At 63.1% G+C, this 20,255-nt stretch carries 16 protein-coding genes; 2 read left to right on the top strand and 14 right to left on the bottom strand.

What is annotated here, in order from left to right; genetic code table 11:
• Positions 1-3: 3 nt before the first annotated feature.
• The 9 genes from gltB to A6723_RS01315 form a co-directional block, all read right to left on the bottom strand.
• Entirely contained in the window at positions 4-4,449 is a 4,446-nt protein-coding gene (gltB, locus tag A6723_RS01355) for a glutamate synthase large subunit (RefSeq protein WP_064979539.1), read from the bottom strand.
• A gap of 461 nt (positions 4,450-4,910) precedes the next feature.
• A complete protein-coding gene (locus A6723_RS01350) occupies positions 4,911-6,599 on the bottom strand; it encodes an AAA family ATPase (RefSeq protein ID WP_054911092.1) in 1,689 nt (562 codons plus the stop codon).
• Positions 6,600-6,605: 6 nt separating this feature from the next.
• The gene (aroB, locus tag A6723_RS01345) at positions 6,606-7,712 is read right to left on the bottom strand and encodes a 3-dehydroquinate synthase (RefSeq protein WP_054911091.1); all 1,107 of its coding nucleotides are present in this window, start codon (positions 7,710-7,712) and stop codon (positions 6,606-6,608) included.
• A gap of 50 nt (positions 7,713-7,762) precedes the next feature.
• A complete protein-coding gene (aroK, locus tag A6723_RS01340) occupies positions 7,763-8,281 on the bottom strand; it encodes a shikimate kinase AroK (RefSeq protein WP_024764144.1) in 519 nt (172 codons plus the stop codon).
• An 8-nt stretch (positions 8,282-8,289) separates the two neighbouring features.
• Complete coding sequence (gene pilQ, locus A6723_RS01335; RefSeq protein WP_054911090.1) at positions 8,290-10,422, bottom strand: type IV pilus secretin PilQ; 2,133 nt, start codon at positions 10,420-10,422, stop codon at positions 8,290-8,292.
• Positions 10,423-10,475: 53 nt separating this feature from the next.
• Positions 10,476-11,000, bottom strand: coding sequence for a type 4a pilus biogenesis lipoprotein PilP (gene pilP, locus A6723_RS01330; protein WP_054911089.1), 525 nt, complete (start codon positions 10,998-11,000; stop codon positions 10,476-10,478).
• Positions 10,997-11,650: a type 4a pilus biogenesis protein PilO gene (gene pilO / locus A6723_RS01325; protein WP_054911088.1), complete on the bottom strand. Its 654-nt coding sequence runs from the start codon at positions 11,648-11,650 to the stop codon at positions 10,997-10,999. Before pilO ends, pilP begins: the two co-directional genes overlap by 4 nt.
• Entirely contained in the window at positions 11,647-12,240 is a 594-nt protein-coding gene (gene pilN, locus A6723_RS01320) for a type 4a pilus biogenesis protein PilN (RefSeq protein WP_054911087.1), read from the bottom strand. The genes pilO and pilN overlap by 4 nt, the downstream gene beginning before the upstream one ends.
• Positions 12,240-13,304 carry a pilus assembly protein PilM gene (locus A6723_RS01315; RefSeq protein WP_024764148.1) on the bottom strand — a complete coding sequence of 355 codons (1,065 nt, stop codon included), beginning with the start codon at positions 13,302-13,304 and terminating at the stop codon, positions 12,240-12,242. Before A6723_RS01315 ends, pilN begins: the two co-directional genes overlap by 1 nt.
• Before the next feature lie 185 nt (positions 13,305-13,489).
• Between A6723_RS01315 and A6723_RS01310 the strand changes: the two genes are divergently transcribed.
• Both A6723_RS01310 and A6723_RS01305 read left to right on the top strand, forming a co-directional pair.
• Positions 13,490-15,919 carry a penicillin-binding protein 1A gene (locus A6723_RS01310; RefSeq protein ID WP_054911086.1) on the top strand — a complete coding sequence of 810 codons (2,430 nt, stop codon included), beginning with the start codon at positions 13,490-13,492 and terminating at the stop codon, positions 15,917-15,919.
• A gap of 176 nt (positions 15,920-16,095) precedes the next feature.
• On the top strand, positions 16,096-16,563 hold the full coding sequence (locus A6723_RS01305) for a hypothetical protein (RefSeq protein WP_054911085.1): 468 nt from the start codon (positions 16,096-16,098) through the stop codon (positions 16,561-16,563).
• On the opposite strand, the gene A6723_RS01300 is transcribed toward A6723_RS01305, so the two are convergent.
• The 5 genes from A6723_RS01300 to A6723_RS01280 all read right to left on the bottom strand — a co-directional run bounded on the left by A6723_RS01300 (position 16,557) and on the right by A6723_RS01280 (position 19,952).
• Positions 16,557-17,051: a YgjP-like metallopeptidase domain-containing protein gene (locus A6723_RS01300; protein WP_054911084.1), complete on the bottom strand. Its 495-nt coding sequence runs from the start codon at positions 17,049-17,051 to the stop codon at positions 16,557-16,559. The two genes, A6723_RS01305 and A6723_RS01300, sit on opposite strands and share 7 nt — an antisense overlap.
• A gap of 49 nt (positions 17,052-17,100) precedes the next feature.
• The gene (locus A6723_RS01295; RefSeq protein WP_054911083.1) at positions 17,101-17,871 is read right to left on the bottom strand and encodes a class I SAM-dependent methyltransferase; all 771 of its coding nucleotides are present in this window, start codon (positions 17,869-17,871) and stop codon (positions 17,101-17,103) included.
• Positions 17,872-17,908: 37 nt separating this feature from the next.
• Entirely contained in the window at positions 17,909-18,322 is a 414-nt protein-coding gene (locus A6723_RS01290; protein WP_054911082.1) for a hypothetical protein, read from the bottom strand.
• Between the two features lie 109 nt (positions 18,323-18,431).
• Positions 18,432-19,496 (bottom strand): class II fructose-bisphosphate aldolase, encoded by a 1,065-nt coding sequence (gene fba / locus A6723_RS01285; RefSeq protein ID WP_024764154.1) that lies wholly within the window; start codon positions 19,494-19,496, stop codon positions 18,432-18,434.
• A gap of 120 nt (positions 19,497-19,616) precedes the next feature.
• Positions 19,617-19,952: an MliC family protein gene (locus tag A6723_RS01280; RefSeq protein WP_054911081.1), complete on the bottom strand. Its 336-nt coding sequence runs from the start codon at positions 19,950-19,952 to the stop codon at positions 19,617-19,619.
• Between the last annotated feature and the right edge of the window lie 303 nt (positions 19,953-20,255).

Below are 20,255 nucleotides of genomic sequence, written 5' to 3'. Positions count from 1 at the left end.
CGCTTATTGCGGGTTGGCACGAGTGCTGGAGAGCAGGGAACCGAGGCTGGCAGCCTTAGGTTTCACCAGCCAGAACCGACGCAGGTAGTCGTCGAGGTTCTCCAGCAGATGTGCGCCCCACTCGCTCGCCGTTTCCGCCACGTACTCGACCAGCACCTTGCGCAGGTGGCTGCGCTGGGCTTCCATCGCTTCGCCGCTGATCCGCTGGATTTCCACCAGCTCATGGTTCACGCGGTCAACGAAGGTGTTGTCCAGGTCGAGGACATAGGCGAAGCCGCCGGTCATGCCGGAGCCGAAGTTGTAGCCGGTCTTGCCCAGAACGCAGATGAAACCGCCGGTCATGTATTCGCAGCAATGGTCACCGGTGCCTTCCACGACGGCATGGGCGCCGGAGTTGCGCACGCCGAAGCGCTCGCCCGCGGTACCGGCGGCGAACAGCTTGCCGCCAGTGGCGCCGTACAGGCAGGTGTTGCCGACGATGGCCGACTCCTGCGACTTGAACGGGCTACCCTTGGGCGGGGTGACGACCAGCTTGCCGCCGGTCATGCCCTTGCCCACGTAGTCGTTGGCGTCGCCTTCCAGGTACAGGTGCAGGCCGCCGGCGTTCCACACGCCGAAGCTCTGGCCAGCAGTGCCCTTGAAGCGGAAGGTGATCGGCGCCTTGGCCATGCCCTGGTTGCCGTGGACCTTGGCGATCTCGCCGGAAATCCGCGCGCCGATGGAACGGTCGCAGTTGCAGATATCCAGTTCGTACTCGCCGCCCTTGGCGCCTTCGATGGCGGCACGGGCCAGGTCGACCATCTTCTCGGCCAGCAGGCCCTGGTCGAACGGCGGGTTCTTCTCGACTTCGCAGAACTGCGGCTTCTCGGCCGGGATCAGGTCGCTGCCCAGCAGCGGCGTGAGGTCGAGGTTGCCCTGCTTGGGCGTCTCGCCCGGCAGGATTTCCAGCAGGTCGGTGCGGCCGATCAGTTCTTCCAGGCTGCGCACGCCGAGCTTGGCCAGCCACTCACGGGTCTCGCTGGCAATGAAGGTGAAGAAGTTCACCACCATGTCCACGGTGCCGATGAAGTGGTCCTTGCGCAGCTTGTCGTTCTGGGTGGCGACGCCGGTGGCGCAATTGTTCAGGTGGCAGATGCGCAGGTACTTGCAGCCCAGGGCGATCATCGGCGCGGTACCGAAGCCGAAGCTCTCGGCACCGAGAATGGCCGCCTTGATGACGTCCAGGCCGGTCTTCAGGCCGCCGTCGGTCTGCACGCGGACCTTGCCGCGCAGATCGTTGCCGCGCAGGGTCTGGTGCGCCTCGGCGAGGCCCAGCTCCCACGGGCTACCAGCGTACTTGATGGAGGTGATCGGCGAAGCACCGGTACCGCCGTCGTAGCCGGAGATGGTGATCAGGTCGGCATAGGCCTTGGCCACGCCAGCGGCGATGGTACCTACGCCCGGTTCGGAAACCAGCTTCACCGACACCAGCGCCTGCGGGTTGACCTGCTTGAGGTCGAAGATCAGCTGGGCAAGGTCTTCGATGGAGTAGATGTCATGGTGCGGCGGCGGCGAGATCAGGGTCACGCCGGGGACCGCGTAGCGCAGGCGGGCGATCAGGCCGTTGACCTTGCCGCCGGGCAGCTGGCCACCCTCACCGGGCTTGGCGCCTTGGGCCACCTTGATCTGCAGGACTTCGGCGTTGACCAGGTATTCCGGGGTCACGCCAAAGCGGCCGGTGGCCACCTGCTTGATCTTCGAGCTTTTCAGCGTGCCGTAGCGCGCCGGGTCTTCACCGCCCTCACCGGAGTTGGAGCGACCGCCCAGGCGGTTCATCGCCTCGGCCAGTGCTTCGTGGGCCTCCGGCGACAGCGCGCCGAGGGAGATACCGGCAGCGTCGAAGCGCTTGAAGATGGACTCCAGCGGCTCGATCTCATCCAGGCTCAGCGGCTGCTCGACGGTCTTCACCTTGAGCAGGTCGCGCAGCATGGAGACCGGACGGCTGTCCACCAGCCCGGTGTATTCCTTGAACTTGGCGTAGTCGCCCTGCTGCACGGCGGCCTGCAGGGTGTTCACCACGTCCGGGTTGTAGGCGTGGTACTCGCCGCCGTAGACGAACTTCAGCAGGCCGCCCTGCTGGATCGCCTTGCGGTTGTTCCAGGCTTCGTTGGCGAGCAGCTTCTGCTCGTTCTCGATGTCGAGGAAGCGCGCGCCCTGGATGCGGCTCGGGGTACCCGGGAAGCACAGGCCGGTGACTTCGTCGGACAGGCCGATGGCTTCGAACAGCTGGGCGCCACGGTAGGAGGCGATGGTGGAGATACCCATCTTCGACAGGATCTTCAACATCCCCTTGGAGATGCCCTTGCGGTAGTACTTGAACACCTCGTAGAGGTCGCCCAGCACTTCGCCGGTACGGATCAGGTCGGCCAGCACCTCGTAGGCGAGGAACGGGTAGACCGCGGACGCGCCGAAGCCCACCAGCACCGCGAAGTGGTGCGGGTCACGGGCGGTGGCGGTTTCCACCAGGATGTTGGAGTCGCAACGCAGGCCGGTCTGCACCAGGCGATGGTGCACGGCTCCGACGGCCAGTGCCGCGTGCACCGGTAGCTTGCCGGGGGCGATGTGACGGTCGGACAGGACCAGCAGCACCTTGCCGGCACGTACGGCTTCCTCGGCCTGGTCGGCGATGTTGCGCACGGCCGCTTCGAGGCCGACGGACTCGTCGTAGTTCAGGTCGATGTGGTGCAGGTCGAAGCCCGGACGCTCCAGGTTCATCAGGGTCCGCCACTTGGCCGGGGAGATCACCGGGGTGGTCAGGATCGCCTGGTTGGCGTGGTGCGGGGACTCTTCGAAGATGTTCTGCTCGATGCCCAGGCAGGTTTCCAGGGACATCACGATCGCTTCGCGCAGCGGGTCGATCGGCGGGTTGGTGACCTGCGCGAAGACCTGGCGGAAGTAGTCGTAGGGCGAGCGGATACGCTTGGACAGCACCGCCATCGGCGTGTCGTCGCCCATCGAGCCGACCGCTTCCTGGCCCTGCTCGGCGAGCGGGCGCAGCACCTGGTCACGCTCCTCGAAGGTGACCTGGAACATCTTCATGTACTGCTTGAGCTGGTCGCCGTCGTAGCTGGCCACGCCCTGGTCGTCGTCCAGGGTGGCCTGGATGCGCAGAGCGCTCTGGCGCAGCCACTGCTTGTACGGGTGGCGCGACTTCAGACGGTTGTCGATGTCGTCGGTCTGCAGCAGCTGGCCGGTCTCGGTATCCACCGCGAGGATCTGGCCCGGGCCGACGCGGCCCTTGGCGATGACATCCTCGGGCTTGTAGTCCCACACGCCGATTTCCGAGGCGAGGGTGATGTAGCCGTTCTTGGTGGTAACCCAGCGCGACGGGCGCAGGCCGTTGCGGTCGAGCAGGCAGACGGCATAGCGGCCGTCGGTCAGCACGACGCCGGCAGGGCCGTCCCACGGCTCCATGTGCAGCGAGTTGAATTCGTAGAACGCGCGCAGGTCGGCGTCCATGGTCTCGACGTTCTGCCAGGCCGGCGGAATGATCATGCGCAGGCCACGGAACATGTCCATGCCGCCGGTGACCATCAGCTCGAGCATGTTGTCCATGCTGGAGGAGTCGGAACCCACGCGATTGACCAGCGGGCCGAGTTCGTCGAGATCAGGCATCCACTCGTTGGCGAACTTGGCGCGACGGGCCTGGGCCCAGTTGCGGTTGCCGGTGATGGTGTTGATCTCGCCGTTGTGCGCCAGCAGGCGGAACGGCTGGGCCAGCGGCCATTTCGGCAGGGTGTTGGTCGAGAAGCGCTGGTGGAAGACGCAGATGGCGGTCTTCAGGCGCTCGTCGGAAAGGTCCGGATAGAAGGCGGCGAGGTCCGCCGGCATCATCAGGCCCTTATAGATGATGGTCTTGTGCGAGAAGCTGCAGATGTAGTGGTCGGCGTCCTCGGCGTTAGCCACGGAGGAGCGGCGACGGGAGCTGAACAGCTTGACCGCGAATTCCTGGTCGGACAGGCCTTCACCGCCGATGAACACCTGCTCGATCTGCGGCAGGCGCTCCAGCGCCAGGCGACCCAGGACGCTGGTGTCGATCGGCACCTTGCGCCAGCCGACCAGCTTCAGGCCGGCGCGCTCGATCTCGCGATTCATGTTCGCGCGAGCAGCTTCGGCTTTCACCGGATCCTGGTTGAAGAAGACCATGCCCACGGCGTACTGGCCAGGCAGCTCGGTCGCGAAGGACTCCTTGGCCACGGCGCGCAGGAACTGGTCGGGCTTCTGGATCAGCAGCCCACAGCCGTCCCCGGTTTTCCCGTCCGCGTTGATCCCACCTCGGTGGGTCATGCAGGTCAGTGCTTCGATGGCGGTTTGCAGAAGTTCGTGGCTTGCCTCGCCCGTCATATGGGCGATCAGACCGAATCCGCAGTTATCCTTGAACGTCTCAGGATGGTACAGACCTGCTTTCATAGGGAACTCTCACCGGCAAAACTTTTATAAATTCCAGGGTCTGCTGACGTTTCGCCATCGCCCTGTTTCGCCGTGCAGGCTCGTTTCCCGCGCACCCTGAAGGCTCGGGCCGCATCTATCGTGCAGCGCCGCTTACGCCCCTGGTTCACCTGGAATGACCGTTCCGCGCGAGGTGCCACGTCTTACCCAACGTAGCGGCGGTTCCGGCCCTGGCCATGACGAAACGTCAGCAGACCCTCTTCAAGCACTTCGCCTGTCTACCCGCTCAAGCGGCGGTTTCCGATAGGCAAAGGGAGGTCATTGTACACACGGGGAAAGCGACGTCACTGAATTTTTTTGACGCACTGCTGACACCCGATGTCGCATTTTTATAAGAACGCGACAAAAGAAACAAGCCAATAAAAAAGCCGAGCCCCAGGATATGGGGCTCGGCTTTTTCAGTATTGCAACAGTGCGACCTTTCAGCGCGCCCCGGCGATGTCCTGCTGGATGCTGGAGAAGGGGCGAGCCCAGGGCTTGGAGGCCTGGATCTTCGCCGGCAGCTTCTTGATCGCGGCCTGGGCGGCATTGCGGTCAGCGAAGTTGCCATAGGTCACCACATAGAACGGCTTGCCCTGCAGGTTCTTGCGGAAGTAGCGGTAGTCGCCACCGCCCTGCTGGCTGATGAAGGCTTTGGCGCTGGCTTCGGAGCCGGTGCCCAGCACCTGCACGGAGTAGCGCGACCCGGCCTGGGACTGATACCAGCTACTGCCGCCAGCGCTGCCGGCAGCTGCGACGGGTTTGCTGGCGGCGGTCGCCGGCTTGGCACTGGCAACGGTGGTGGCAGGTTTGGGCGCTGCCGGCTTGGCAGTCTGGACAGGCTTGGCCGGTGCGGTAGCGGCCGGCTTGACCGGCTCCGGGCGCGGCGTAGCTGCCGGAGTCGGCGCGGGCTGGATAGCGGCCTGCTGCTGGGCGGGGGCCGGCGGAACCGGGTTCAGCGGTTTCGGGCCGTTATTGGCCAGCGGCGTCACCGGCGGCGCGCTGGTGGTCACGGTCGGCGGAATGGCTGCGGACGGCATGGCGCCTTCGTCGGCATCTTCCTGGCCGCCGGCCTGGGCCATCGGCTCGCGGATCACCGGCTGGCTTTCGCCTACCAGCGGCAGCGGCAGCGGCTGGTTGGAGCCTGCGAACTCCACCGACGGGCCATTGCCCTGAGCATCGGGCTGCGGCTGAGCGTTCGGCTGCGGTGCGGCGCCATTCAGCGGCAGTTGCGACGAAGTCTGCGCAGCGGTGTTGCTCGCTGTCTCCGGCTTGGTGGTCTTGCCCTGCATGAACCAGGCAGCGATGACGCCAATCGCGACCACGCCCAGGATGGCCAGATGTTTCTTCGGCAGCTTGAAGCCGGCACCGGCCGCTTTGCGCTCGCCGCTGCGATCCGCCAGCATCGCCTCGATCATCGCGTCGCGGGCGGTCTGGTTGATAGTGCCCGGCCAACCACCGGATTGTTCGTGAATGTCGGCCAGCAGATCCGCGGAGATCAGCTCGATGCCCTGCCCAGCGCCTTCCAGGCGCTGCGCGAGGTATTCGCGGGTTTCTTCCTCGCTGTAGGGCTGCAGTTCGATGGCGTGGAAGCGCTCCTCGCCTTCGGACAGCACTTCCAGGCGCGACAGCAACTCGGGCTCGCCGAACAGGAAGACGTGCAGGCGCGCTTCGGAGTTGCCGGCAGCCAGCAGCAACAGGACTTCGAGGGCGTCGTCGCGCAATTGCTCGGCGTCGTCCACCAGCAGATAAACGTCCTGCCCGGTGATCGCCAGCTGAGCAACCTTGGCCAGGATCGCCTCGATGCTGGTCTGGGTGATACCCAGGCCTTGCGCGAGCTGGCGCAGCAGTGTGGCTTCGTCGGTCACCGAGCGACCGGAAATCACCACGCTGGAGACGGCGTCCTTGTTGGTACTGGCCACCAGGGCCTGGCGCAGCAGCGTCTTGCCGCTGCCCAGCGGGCCGGTGACGGCCAGCAGCAGGTGACTGTAGCGCGCCAGGTGGTGCAGCTGGCCCAGTACGGGCTTGCGCTGCGCCGGGAAGAACTTGAAGCCTGGAACCCGCGGTGCGAACGGATCGTGGCTGAACTGGTAGTGGGCCAGGAAGGCCTCATCGGCATGCAAGCTGGACATGGGACCTCAGTGTTCTCCTGCCTGACCGACCAGTGTCTGGTAGTCAGCGCGCAGTGTTTCTTCCAGAATCTCACGGGGGAATTCGGCGGTCACGACCGCGCCCCCCAGCCCTTGGAGCAATACCAGACGCAAACGGCCATCGAGCACTTTCTTGTCGACAGCCATGTGCTCGAGAAAATGCTCGGCGTTCATTTCCTGAGGCGGGACCACCGGCAGCTTCGCCGCGGCAAGCAGGCGGATACCGCGATCGAGTTCGGCCTTTGTCAGCCATCCCAGCCGATGCGACATCTCAAGTGCCATCACGGTTCCCGCACCCACGGCCTCGCCGTGCAACCAGACGCCATAGCCCATGTGGGTCTCGATGGCGTGGCCGAAAGTGTGGCCCAGGTTGAGCGTGGCGCGGACGCCGGTTTCCTTCTCGTCGGCGCCGACCACTCGCGCTTTGGCTGCGCAGGAGCGCTCGATGGCCTCGGTCAGCGCAGTGGGCTCCAACGCCAGGAGGTCATCCATGTGCGCTTCCAGCCAGGTGAGGAAGGGCTCGTCGCAGATGAAGCCGTACTTGACCACTTCCGCCAGGCCCGCCGACAGCTCGCGCGGCGGCAGGGTCTTCAGGGTCGCGGTATCGATGACCACGGCCTGGGGCTGGTAGAAGGCCCCGACCATGTTCTTGCCCAGCGGGTGGTTGATGCCGGTCTTGCCGCCGACCGAGGAGTCCACCTGGGACAGCAGGGTGGTCGGCACCTGGATGAAGTCGACACCGCGCTGGTAGCAGGCCGCCGCGAAACCGGTCATATCGCCGATGACGCCACCGCCCAGGGCGATGAGGGTGGTCTTGCGATCATGGCGCGCGGTCAGCAGGCCATCGAAGATCAGTTGCAGGGTTTCCCACCGCTTGTAGGCCTCGCCGTCGGGGAGCACGACCGTGGTGACCTTGTAGCCGGCCAGGGTCTTCTGCAGTCGATCCAGATACAGCGGCGCGATGGTTTCGTTGGTGACGATGGCTACCTGGCGGCCGCGAATGTGCGGCTCGAAGTAGCGCGGATCGTCCAGCAGCCCTTCACCGATGTAGATCGGGTAGCTGCGATCGGCCAGATCGACGTTGAGTGTGCGCATGAAACCCCCAGGCAAGAAAGGGGACTAGGATACCGCAGATTGCAGCGCCGTTAATGGCGCTCAAGCTCACGCAACCGCTCCAGAATCTCCAGGACGACCAGGCGTGGAGGCCGCTCGTCGGTTTCGATGATCACATCGGCGATTTCGCGATAAAGCGGGTCGCGCATCTGCATGAGATCACGAAGGATCTGGTCCGGATTGGGCTTCTGCAGCAGCGGGCGATTCTTGTCGCGCGCCGTGCGGGAAATCTGCTGCTCGACCGAGGCGTGCAAGTAGATCACCTTGCCGCCGGCCTTGAGGATGAGACGATTGGCATCGCGCATCACCGCGCCGCCCCCGGTGGCAATAACCATGCCCCCTTCATCGCACAACTCGGCCAGCATCGCCTGCTCACGCTCGCGGAAGCCCGCCTCGCCCTCGACATCGAATATCCAGGGGATGTTGGCTCCGCAGCGCTGCTCGATCTCTTTATCCGAATCTTTGAAGACGAGGTGAAGCTCTTTGGCGAGAAGACGCCCGATGGTGCTTTTACCAGCCCCCATCGGGCCTACCAGAATCAAATTGGACACGACATTGATCAACGGCCGACTGCAATGGCCTGATTATTCATGATCCGCGGGGTAAGGAAAACCAGCAGCTCGTTCTTGCTGTCGGTTACCGAGTCACGACGGAACAGTCGGCCCAGGAACGGTACGTCTCCCAGGAACGGAACTTTGTCAGTCGCCTTGGTCTGGGTGTTGGAGAACACCCCACCAATCACGATGGTTTCGCCATCGTTGACCAGCACCTTCGCGTTCACCTCGTTCTTCTTGATCGGCGGTACGCCGTTCAAGGCGTTGGCGTAGTCCGGCTCGTCCTTGTTGACCTTCACTTCCATGATGATGCGGTTGTCCGGGGTGATCTGCGGAGTCACCTCGAGGGACAGTGCAGCCTCCTTGAAAGACACCGAGGTCGCGCCACTGGAGCTGGCTTCCTGGTACGGAATTTCCGAGCCTTTCAGGATCTTCGCGGTTTCCTTGTCGGAAGTGACGACCTTCGGCTGGGAAACCACCTCGCCGTTGCCGCCTTTTTCCATGGCGGACAGCTGCAGGTCGAGAATCGCGTTGTTCGACACGAAGCCGATACCGATACCGGAAGTCGCGTTGGTCGCGCCCAAGTCAACAGAGGGAGTCGGCGAGTTACTGGTGGTCGGCAGCGTACACCCGCCAACGAACGGACCACAGCTGGTGCCGTTGCTACCACCTACACCAATGTTGCCGTCCTTGCCCCAGCTGGCCCAATTGCCGAAGGTGAAGGCGCCACCCCAGCGAACCCCGAGGCTCTTGCTGTAGTCGACCGACGCTTCGACAATACGAGCCTCGATCATTACCTGGCGAACCGGAATATCCAGCTGGGCCACGATACGGCGCAACTCGTCCAGTCGATCCTGCGTCTGGTAGGCGATGATGGCGTTGGTGCGATCGTCGACGGTAATCGAACCACGATTATCGGCGCCACCCGCACCCGTCGCTCCACCGGCACCAGTCACCGACTGGAACAGCTTGGCGATGTCCGACGCCTTGGCGTAGTTCACCTGAATCAGCTCACGGCGCAGCGGGGCCAGTTCGGAAATCTGCTTCTGCGCTTCGAGCTCCTGACGTTCGCGAGCGGCAATTTCGTCCGCCGGAGCGACCAGCAGGACGTTACCGACCTTGCGTTTGTCCAGCCCCTTAGTCTTCAACACCAGGTCCAGCGCCTGGTCCCACGGCACGTTCTGCAGGCGCAAGGTGATACTGCCCTGAACAGTGTCGGAGGCGACCAGGTTAAGGTCGGTGAAGTCAGCGATCAGCTGGAGGACCGAACGGACATCGATGTCCTGGAAGTTCAGCGAAAGCTTCTCGCCGGTGTAGGCGAAGGTATCCTTCTTGCGCTTCTCCGCATCATCCTGGGTCAGCGGCTTGATGCTGACGGTCATGCGATTGTCGGTCTGGTAAACGAGATAATCGTACAGGCCGGTCGGCTCAATGGAGATGCTCGCCTTGTCGGCGGCAGCGGAGGCGTTGACGAACTGCACCGGAGTGGCGAAGTCCTTCACGTCCAGCCGAACACGCAGGTTGTCGGGCAGTTGAGTACGCGGGAAGTCCAGCCGAATCTTGCCGCCTTGCTCCTGTATATCAGGACTTACCGTCGGATCGGAGAGATCAATTACGACATTGCCTTCGCCCTGCTCACCGCGCTGGAAGTCGATATTACGGATCGCCTTGCCGGCCGGAATGTAAGGTTTGTGCTGGGCCGGCTTCGCAACCGGAGCGGAAGACGGCGCCGCAGAAGCGTAGGAGCTGGAAATTGCGCCAGCCCCGCCGACCACGACGTACAGGCTCGAGCCTTCGGCACGCGTGGTGTACGGCACCAGGGTACTCAGGTTGACGATCAGGCGGGTACGATCCTTCGCCTCGACCACGGTCAGGCTGCGAGCGTTGCCCACTCCCAACTCGCGGTTCTTGCTGCCCAGCTTGTTCTGCACGCCCGGCAGATCCAGTGCGATACGCGCGGGCTGCTCGATGGTATAGCCACGCGGTGCAGCCACCGGCTCGTCGAAGCCGAGCTTGAGCTCCACACGGTCGCCCGGCAGGGCCGCCACGTCGACACTCTGCAGGTTTGCAGCCAGCAGGGTCGGTGCGAATACGGCCGCGAGCACGGAAATGCCCAGGCGGGAAAGCGTTTTATTCATCGTCTGAATCCGTCGTGCAGACTGCTGTTTGTTATCCATGTTCATCCCCGCCCTTAGGAGCGTTCCTTGAGAGTCAGGCTGCGCGGACGTTCCAGCCAGCCACCCTCACCATCAGGAACGATTTCAATCACGTCGATCTTGGCTTCGCTGATCGCAACGATCTTGCCGTCGTTGCGCCCAAGATAGTCACCCACCCGCACCCGATGCACCCCTCCTGCACCTTTGACGAGCGCAAACACCTGACTGCCCTTGCCCAGCGTACCGACCATTTCGAAGGTCTCGATATTGAAGCCTTCGAGGAACTGCTTGACCCGGGTCTCGTCAGGCTTGATGACCTTGTTGCCCTTCTGCTTGACGGCCAGATCGATCTTCACCGGCGGCTGGAAAGGGCTGCGCAAGGAGGCTGCACTGTACGTGAAGGCCTCGTAAGCCTGGAACTTCGGTAGCGGCTCGATGGCACCTTTCGGGCGAGCGCGCACTTCGTCCATGAAACTCTGCAAGTCGGCAAAGTCGCTTCCCGAACCACAGCCGTTAAGGGTCAGGAGCAGGAAACTGCAAATGATCAGGCGCCCCCTCATTTATTATTCGCTCCTGCAGCCGGGACACTAGCCTTCACGCCCTTGTCATTGTACCGGTAGGTCCTCGCCAGAATACTCATGCGCAGCTTCGACGTACTGTCCGCGCTCGCTGGCTTGATGTCGAAATCATGCAGCGTCACGATCCGCGGCAGGCTGGCCACACCGCTGACGAACGTGGCCAGGTCGTGATAGCCACCCACGACACTGATCTGGATCGGCAGCTCGATGTAGAACTGCTGGGTAACTTCCGGCAGCAGCTTGATCTCTTCGAACTCCAGGCCACTACCCAGACCGGTGCGAGTGATGTCTTCCAGCAGCCCCGGCACTTCGGTATCGCTCGGCAGTTGGCGCAGCAAGGCACCGAAGGACTCTTCCATCTCCTTCATCTGCACCTTGTAGGCGTCCAGGTTTGCTGCCTGGAAGGCCTTGGCCGAGAACTGCTGCTTGAGGGTCTGCTCTTCCTCGCGATTGCGATCCAGTTGATCCTGCAGCTCCTTCAGGTGGAAGTTGTACCCGAGCGCCAGCACCACAGCCATCACCAGCACGCAGGCAATGAACTTGGCCGCTGCCGGCCAGGAGCCGAGGTTGTTCAGGTCAAGATCGTTGATATCGATCTTGCGCAAGCTCTCCAGAGAACTGGCCAGACTCATTTCTTGGCTCCTTGCGCGGCGCTGGTCTTGTTCTGTCCCTCGCCGCCGGGCTGCGTCTGCTGCACGGTCAGCTGGAAGACGTTTGCCTGATCCAGTGCGCCCTGGGTGACGGCCTTCACCTCGGTGAGGTTCGGCGACGTCAGCCACTCCGACGCATCCAGATTGCGCATCAGGTTGGAGACGCGATTGTTGGATTCGGCCGCCCCCGCAATGGAAATCGACTTCCCGGACATCTTCAGCTCGGTGAAGAACACGCCATCGGGCAAGGTGCGAACCAGTTGATCAAAGACCCGGCCGATGATCGGACGGTTGCCCTGCAGGTCCTGGATGATCTTCATCCTTTCCAGCAACTGCTGGCGACGGGTCTTCAGCTCGCTGATCTCCTTGATCCGGGCATCCAGCACGGCGATTTCCTTGCGCAGGAAGTCGTTACGCGCGTTCTGGTTCTCGATGGCCGAATTGAAGTACTGGTCGCCCAAAAAAATCAGAGCCCCGGAAGCCAGCAGCACAGCACCGAGGATCACCAGGAAGCGTTGCTTGCGCTCCTCGCGCAGTTGCTCTCGCCAGGGCAATAAGTTGATGCGTGCCATCAGTCGAAACTCCTCATCGCCAGACCGCAGGCAATCATCAGCGCTGGCGCATCGCTGGCCAGCGCACCGGCGTTGACCTTGCCGCTCAGCACCATGTCGGCGAACGGGTTGGCCACCAGGGTCGGAGTACCGATCTTCTGCTGGATCAGGCGATCCAGGTCAGGGATGGACGCTGTGCCACCCGCCAGCAGGATGTAATCCACGTCGTTGAACTGGCCGGCGGCGAAGAAGAACTGCAATGAACGGGATACCTGCTGAACGACGGCATCCTTGAACGGTTGCAGCACTTCGCTGTCATAGTCATCCGGAAGACCACCCTGCTTCTTGGCAAGGCCCGCTTCCTCGACCGACAGGCCATAGCGACGCTGGATTTCCTCGGTCAACTGGCGCCCACCGAAGAGCTGTTCGCGCGTATAGATAGTGCGACCGTGGTGCAGGACGCTCAGCGTGGTCATGGTGGCGCCGATATCCACCACCGCAACTGTGAGCTCGTCGGCATTGCCGCCCAACTGGTCTCCCAGCAGACTGAATGCTCGCTCCAGCGCATAGGCTTCGACGTCGACGACCTTGGCCGTCAGACCCGCGAGCGCCAGCGCAGCTTCGCGCACCTCGACGTTTTCCTTGCGGCAAGCGGCAAGAAGAACATCGACGCGCTCTGCGTTGCGCGCGGACGTGCCTTGCACCTCGAAGTCGATCGCGACCTCTTCGAGGGGATAGGGGATGTACTGGTCGGCCTCGATCTTGAGCTGGTTCTCCAACTCGTCGTCCGAGAGTCCGCCGTCCATCTCGATGGTTTTGGTGATGACCGCCGAGCCGGCAACTGCGACCGCAGACGTTTTCACAGCGGTCCGCGCTTTGGCGACCACACGTGACAACGCCTGGCCGACACCCTCCAGCTCAGCGATGTTCTTTTCTACCACTGCATTGGGCGGGAGCGGCTCGACAGCGTAGGCCTCTACCTTGTAGCGGCCTCCAGAGCGGCTCAATTCGAGAAGTTTGACCGAAGTCGAACTGATGTCTATCCCCAGCAGCGTGTTCGCTTTCTTATTGAAGAGCCCTAGCACGACTGATTTCCTATCAGCATCCGAGACTTACGGACGATTTATGTTTTTCCACATTAGATACCAGACTTGACAGCTTCGCAAATGGCTCGCCAGCAAAAAAACTGCTTATAATGTGATCAGCTTTTCCCTTTCTACCGCGCCATCCGCTTAACTCTTTCTTTTCTCTGGAAATCCAAGACCTTCCGATGCGCCTGCTGAAGTTTCTGTGGTGGACTTGTGTCACCATTATTTGTGGAGTGCTGCTCAGTTTCAGCGGCGCCTATCTGTACCTCAGCCCGAACCTCCCTTCCGTGGAGGCCTTGCGCAACGTGCGATTGCAGATGCCGCTGCGCGTGTACAGTGCTGATAACAAATTGATAGCAGAGTTTGGCGAGATGCGCCGAACGCCGATTCGATTTGCTGAAATCCCCCCGGATTTCACCCACGCACTGTTATCGGCTGAAGATGACAATTTCGCCAACCATTATGGCGTGGACGTCAAAAGCCTGATGCGTGCTGCCGCGCAATTATTGAAGACCGGTCACATCCAGACCGGTGGCAGCACCATCACCATGCAGGTCGCGAAGAACTACTTCCTCACCAACGAGCGCAGTTTTTCCCGCAAGATCAACGAGATACTGCTCGCCCTGCAGATCGAGCGCTCGCTTACCAAGGACGAGATCCTCGAGCTCTACGTCAACAAGATCTACCTGGGCAACCGCGCCTACGGCGTCGAGGCTGCAGCCCAGGTTTACTACGGCAAGTCCATCAAGGACCTGAGCCTGGCCCAGATGGCGATGATCGCCGGCCTGCCCAAGGCGCCGTCGCGCTACAACCCGCTGGCGAATGCCGCGCGCAGCCTGGAACGACGCAACTGGATCCTCGAGCGCATGCTCAAGCTCGGTTTCATCGACCAGCAGCGCTACCAGGCAGCTATCCAGGAACCGGTAGGCGCTTCCTACCACGTTCAGACTCCGGAACTGGCCGCCCCCTACATCGCCGAGATGGCCCGCGCCGAACTGGTCGGCCGCTTTGGCGGCGACGCCTACACCGAAGGCTATCGCGTCTACACCACCGTACGCAGTGATCTGCAGGAAGACGCCAATACCGCCCTGCGCGAAGGCCTGCAGGATTATGACCAGCGCCATGGCTATCGCGGCCCCGAAACCCGCCTGCCTGGCAAGACCCGCGACGCCTGGCGCCAGGCTATCGCGCAGCAGCGCCCGCTGGGCGGCCTGGAGCCGGCCATCGTCGTCCAGGTCGAGAAAAGCGGTGCCATGGTCATGACCCGCGACGGCAAGGAAGAGGCCCTGAGCTGGGACGGCATGAAATGGGCCCGCCCGTACCTGAGCAACAACAGCATGGGCCGCATGCCCAGCCAGCCCAGCGACGTGGTGCAGGCCGGCGATGTGATTCGCGTGCAACGCAAGGACGACGGCTCGCTGCGCCTGACCCAGGTGCCTGTCGCGCAGAGCGCCCTGGTGTCGCTGAACCCGCAGGACGGCGCGATCATGGCGTTGGTCGGTGGCTTCTCTTTCGAACAGAGCAACTACAACCGCGCCACCCAGGCCCGCCGACAGCCCGGCTCGAGCTTCAAGCCGTTCATCTACAGCTGCGCGCTGGACAACGGCTTTACTGCCGCCTCGCTGATCAACGATGCCCCGGTGGTGTTCTACGACGAGTACCTGGACAAGGTCTGGCGCCCGAAGAACGACACCAATACCTTCCTCGGCCCGATTCCCATGCGCGAAGCGCTCTACAAGTCGCGCAACATGGTCTCGATCCGCATCCTCCAGGCCCTGGGTGTCAACCGCGCGCGCGACTGCATCAGCAAGTTCGGCCTGAACAAGGATGACCTGCCGCCGAACCTGTCCATGGCCCTGGGAACCGCGACCCTGACCCCGATGGAGATCGCCAGCGCCTGGACCGTCTTCGCCAATGGCGGGTTCAAGGTCTCGCCCTATATCGTCCAGCGCATCGAAAGCCGCGACGGCCAGGTGCTGTACCAGGCCAATCCGCCCAGCATTCCCCACGACGGGGAGCAGGTACAGGCGCAGCCACAACCGGCCTCTACCGACGCCTTTGGCAACGACGACCCGAGCCAGGCCAAGACCACGATCGAACCAGCCGCAGCCGAACGCGTCCTCGACGCCCGTACCGCGTACATCATGACCAGCATGCTGCAGGACGTGATCAAGCGCGGCACCGGCCGTCGTGCCCTGGCGCTCAAGCGCGACGATCTGGCAGGCAAGACCGGCACCACCAACGAGTCGAAGGATGCCTGGTTCTCCGGCTTCAACGCCGATTTCATGACCACCGTGTGGGTGGGCTTCGACCAGCCGGAAAGCCTTGGCCGCGCCGAGTACGGCGGTAACGTCGCCCTGCCGATCTGGATGCGCTACATGGGCGCGGCGCTGAAAGACAAACCGTCGCACCTGCTGCCCGAACCGCCCGGCCTGGTCAGCCTGCGTATCGACCCGGTCACGGGGCGCGCGGCGCCTCCGGGCACACCAGGCGCGTATTTCGAATTGTTCAAGAACGAAGACACGCCGCCGTCGATGAACGAACTGGCGCCTGGCAGCACTCCTGGCAGCGGTATGCCGGCGGACGAAGAAGCGCCGATCGATCTGTTCTGATAGCAAGGCCCCTCCCAGGAGGGGCCTTCTCATTTTCGGGAATCATTCCCGACAAAATCATGGCATTTAGCCAAAGCATTGATTAATCTGGGCTTTGCGGCGGTGAACAACCCCAGGCGACCGACCCCATCCGGAACGTCAGGGGCTTCCCGCAGCAACTTCATCAGGAGATTCGAATGCCGCGCCCCCTGATTGGCTGGCTGTTCTGCCTGATCGTCCTTGTGCTCGGCGCGCCCCTGTTGCGCCTGCTCGCACAGCCACGCTCACTCGAGCCGGCGCCTGACCTCGTCTACCTGGACCAAATGTTTACCGTGCTGATTGCCAGCGCGGGCCTGGTCGGGTTGTTCATCGCCTTCCTGCTGCGTCTCGCAGGTCGAGTCCTGATAGCACTGGTACTGCTCGTGCCGGCCATAATCCTTTGCGCGTGGCATCTGACCCACACCCATCTTGGCCCGGTTTCGCCCACAACGGAGCAATACGAGTGGCTGCTGGCAGGCCTGGCGGTCTATGCGCTTACGTTGGCGGGCACCCATTGGCTGAACCAGGGCGAGCGCGGCCCGCGCAAAGCGCTGCGTTACCTGGGCCTCGCCTTGCTGCTGCCGTGGTGCCTGGGGCTGTTCTACCTCGGGCGCCTCTACTACTGAGGCAAGTCGCGCCAGGTCAGGTAGACGCGCAGGTCGAACTCCAGCTGGTGATAACCGGGCAGCATGTGCTCGCAGAGCTGGTAGAAGGACTTGCTGTGATCGCGCTCCTTCAGGTGCGCCAACTCGTGGACAACGATCATCTGCAGGAACTCGGGAGCTGCCTCCTTGAACAACGAGGCAACACGGATCTCCTTCTTCGCCTTGAGCTTGCCACCCTGTACCCGCGAGATCGCCGTATTCAGGCCAAGCGCCCGCTGCACCACGTCCAGCTTGTTGTCGTAGAGCACCTTGTCCACCGCAGGCGCAGTGCGCATGTACTGTTGCTTGAGGTCCATGGCATAGCTATACAGCGCCTTGTCGCTCTGCACGTCGTGGCGACCAGGGTAGCGACGCTCCAGATACTCGCCGAGGCGGTCCTGCTCGATGAGCTGGCGCACCTGGTCCTGGAGTTGTGGAGGATAGGCCTGGAGGTAACGAAGCGGCTGCATGGGAAACGACTGGCGGAGGAAACGTCCGCCAGTCTACCGCATTCACCGATCAGGCCAGCGCGCGGGTGCTATAGGCCTCGGTACGGTAAGGGAAAGCGACTTCGCTACGCCCCTTCAGCGCCGGATGCGTGGCGATCAGCTCGTGCAGCTGTTCGGCGACACGCTGCTTTTGCTCGTCGGGCAGCGCCGCGATGAAGCTCACCGAGAGGGTGCGCGCAACAATGACCTGCTCCGGCGGGCCAATGTGCTGGTAGCTGAACTCACGCAGGCGCAAGTCCTCGAAACGCGACCCGGCGAAGGCGCGGCGCCATTGCCCGGTATGGAAACGCGGCGTGCTGCCCTCGTAGCGTTCGAGAATCCGCGTCACCTGGGCCACCCAGTCGACCCGCTCGTCGCGCACGTTCCAGACCAGGCCCAAGTGGCCGCCCGGCCGCAGGACGCGATGGATTTCCTCCAGCGCCCGCTCGTCGGCGAACCAGTGGAAGGCCTGGGCGCAAGTCAGCGCATCGACGCTCTCTGCCGCCAGAGGTATCGCCTGCGCCGTGCCATTCAGCGCCTTCACGGCGGGCAGCGCCGCACTGAGCTGCTCTCGCATCGCCGCCACCGGCTCGATGGCGGTGACCTGCGCCCCCGTGCGCAGCAGTAGCGTGGTGAACTTCCCGGTGCCTGCACCGAGATCGACAACGCTCCTGCCCGTGCCGATCTCCAGCTCTTCGCCGAGCCAGCCCAGCAGCTCGTCGGGATAGTCCGGGCGCCCGTGAGCGTAGGTCTTCGCTTCGCGGGAGAACCCCTCCCGCGCACTGCCGTGTACATCCGTCATCGTGCCTCCAGAGCCCATCCGGCCGGAGCACCAGCGCTCAGCGGAACCGGCAGGCCTTTCCGTCCAGATAAATACGGTAGCAGCTGAGCAGGCGCGATTCCTTGATACGGCAGCGCTTCTGCCGGCATTCGCTGGAGAACTCGAAGCGACCGCCGTCCGGATCAGCCAACTGGATGCGGATCGCCGGCCAGCCCTTCTTCGGCGCCTTTTCCAGGGTACTGAGCACGCGGTTTTCATTTTCCACCAGCGCGGCGCCCGCTTCCGCGTAATCGAAGACGAACAGCAAGGTGCGCGAGGTCTTCAGCGTGCACTCCTGGTGCGTCAGGCAGTTCTGCGCATCCACGGGCAACTCCACGGGCGGCTTGGGCGCTGGCGCAGGCGGCTGTGTCGGGTGCAACGAGCAACCCGCGAGAAGCGCCAGCAGCAAGACGGAAAGCAAGGCGCGCAACATCGGCGATTTCCTTCTGGCGGATATGAAAGAGCCCCGCAGGGCGGGGCTCTTCAGCTCTTCAGCTCTTCAACTCTTCAGAAACAGAGCGAGAGCGGGACCGGGCTCGAGATCAGTTGACCTTCGACACCAGCTCACCCTTGGCGTAACGCTGGAACATGCCTTCCAGGGAGATCGGCTTGATCTTCGAGGCGTGACCGGCGGTGCCGAAGGCTTCGTAGCGAGCGATGCAGATATCACGCATGGCGACGATGGTCTTGGCGAAGAACTTGCGCGGGTCGAACTCGCTCGGCTGCTCGGCCATCATGCGGCGGATGGCACCGGTGGAAGCCAGGCGCAGGTCGGTGTCGATGTTGACCTTACGCACGCCATGCTTGATGCCTTCGACGATTTCCTCGACCGGCACGCCGTAGGTTTCCTTGATGTCGCCGCCGAACTCGTTGATCACCTTCAGCCACTCTTGCGGCACCGAAGAGGAGCCGTGCATCACCAGGTGGGTGTTGGGGATACGCTTGTGGATTTCCTTGATGCGCTCGATGGAAAGCACGTCGCCGGTCGGCGGCTTGGTGAACTTGTAGGCGCCGTGGCTAGTGCCGATGGCGATGGCCAGGGCGTCGACCTGGGTCTTCTTGACGAAGTCCGCAGCTTCTTCCGGGTCGGTCAGCAGTTGGCTGTGGTCCAGCACGCCTTCGGCGCCAACGCCGTCTTCTTCGCCAGCCATGCCGGTTTCCAGGGAGCCCAGGCAGCCCAGCTCACCTTCCACGGACACACCGCAGGCGTGGGCGAAGGCAACGGTCTGCTGGGTCACACGGACGTTGTACTCGTAGTCAGCCGGGGTCTTGCCGTCTTCCTTCAGCGAGCCGTCCATCATCACCGAGCTGAAGCCCAGCTGGATGGAGCGCTGGCAGACGTCAGGGCTGGTGCCGTGGTCCTGGTGCATGCACACCGGGATGTGCGGGAATTCTTCGATGGCCGCGAGGATCAGGTGGCGCAGGAAAGGCGCACCGGCGTATTTGCGGGCACCGGCGGAGGCCTGCACGATCACCGGGGAATCGGTCTTGTCGGCCGCTTCCATGATGGCGCGCATCTGCTCCAGGTTGTTGACGTTGAAAGCCGGAACGCCGTAGCCGAACTCGGCGGCGTGGTCCAGCATTTGGCGCATGCTGATGAGTGCCATGGTCTTCGCTTCTCCCAGAAGTCAGGCTCGGTTACACGAGCCCCTTAACTACATGTTTGGAAGCCTGCCGCAGGGGCAGGCCGTGTTCAAGTCTTCCGGCACACGCCGGACAATCGGCGCTCAGGGCGCCTTGCAACCACGGCCGATCAGGTCGTTGCTCTCGACCCAGTAGACCAGGCCCTGGTCGCCTTTGATGCTCAAGCCGATCAGCCCGTCGCTATAGAAAGCGCCGGAGCCGCCGGGTTCCTCTTCCAGGTGATGGACCACGTCGTCCTCACCCAGCTTCAGGTCGACCACCGACTTGCTGGGATCGACGTAGCGCCACTGCACCTCGGCCTTGCTGTCGCAGACCCAGTGGTTCCAGCCACTGCCCGAAGCCGACTTGCCGCCGGACGAATGGCTCGAGCAGCCCGCCACCAGCAATAGGGCCAGGGCCGGGACGATATAACGCAGCATCGGGCGACTCTCCTTCGGGCGGACGCGCCGCCGGATATCCAATGCGCCAGATTGCCCGTCCCGCCGCAGGAACGCCAGTGCCGCCTGCGCCAGGGCGCGGGCGGCACTGCCAGTTCGTGATCCCGACCGCCGGGGCGACGCCTCAGGGGCAGTTCACCGGCTTCCGGTCAGGAGTCGGATCGCCGCTACTCTGGCTTTCCACCCGCTCGCGGTTCTGGTCCGAAGGCACCATGACCGAGGGCGGGCTCATCACTTCACAGGTACTAGGCGTTCCGCCGCCTCCGGCGCAACCCACCAGCACGA

It is taken from the genome of Pseudomonas sp. AU11447 (genome assembly GCF_001672555.2).
Lineage (GTDB): Bacteria > Pseudomonadota > Gammaproteobacteria > Pseudomonadales > Pseudomonadaceae > Pseudomonas > Pseudomonas nitroreducens.
This window is presented reverse-complemented; position numbering and strand designations above follow the sequence as displayed.

Bases quoted from the DNA above. Each gene is read 5' to 3' on its own strand.
- A6723_RS01300 (WP_054911084.1), bottom strand. From the start codon at position 17,051: ATGCAGCCGCTTCGTTACCTCCAGGCCTATCCTCCACAACTCCAGGAC.
- A6723_RS01280 (WP_054911081.1), bottom strand. From the start codon at position 19,952: ATGCTGCGTTATATCGTCCCGGCCCTGGCCCTATTGCTGGTGGCGGGC.
- A6723_RS01350 (WP_054911092.1), bottom strand. From the start codon at position 6,599: ATGTCCAGCTTGCATGCCGATGAGGCCTTCCTGGCCCACTACCAGTTC.
- A6723_RS01310 (WP_054911086.1), top strand. From the start codon at position 13,490: ATGCGCCTGCTGAAGTTTCTGTGGTGGACTTGTGTCACCATTATTTGT.
- A6723_RS01290 (WP_054911082.1), bottom strand. From the start codon at position 18,322: ATGTTGCGCGCCTTGCTTTCCGTCTTGCTGCTGGCGCTTCTCGCGGGT.
- gltB (WP_064979539.1), bottom strand. From the start codon at position 4,449: ATGAAAGCAGGTCTGTACCATCCTGAGACGTTCAAGGATAACTGCGGA.
- pilO (WP_054911088.1), bottom strand. From the start codon at position 11,650: ATGAGTCTGGCCAGTTCTCTGGAGAGCTTGCGCAAGATCGATATCAAC.
- pilQ (WP_054911090.1), bottom strand. From the start codon at position 10,422: ATGAATAAAACGCTTTCCCGCCTGGGCATTTCCGTGCTCGCGGCCGTA.
- pilN (WP_054911087.1), bottom strand. From the start codon at position 12,240: ATGGCACGCATCAACTTATTGCCCTGGCGAGAGCAACTGCGCGAGGAG.
- A6723_RS01305 (WP_054911085.1), top strand. From the start codon at position 16,096: ATGCCGCGCCCCCTGATTGGCTGGCTGTTCTGCCTGATCGTCCTTGTG.
- pilP (WP_054911089.1), bottom strand. From the start codon at position 11,000: ATGAGGGGGCGCCTGATCATTTGCAGTTTCCTGCTCCTGACCCTTAAC.
- fba (WP_024764154.1), bottom strand. From the start codon at position 19,496: ATGGCACTCATCAGCATGCGCCAAATGCTGGACCACGCCGCCGAGTTC.
- A6723_RS01295 (WP_054911083.1), bottom strand. From the start codon at position 17,871: ATGACGGATGTACACGGCAGTGCGCGGGAGGGGTTCTCCCGCGAAGCG.
- aroB (WP_054911091.1), bottom strand. From the start codon at position 7,712: ATGCGCACACTCAACGTCGATCTGGCCGATCGCAGCTACCCGATCTAC.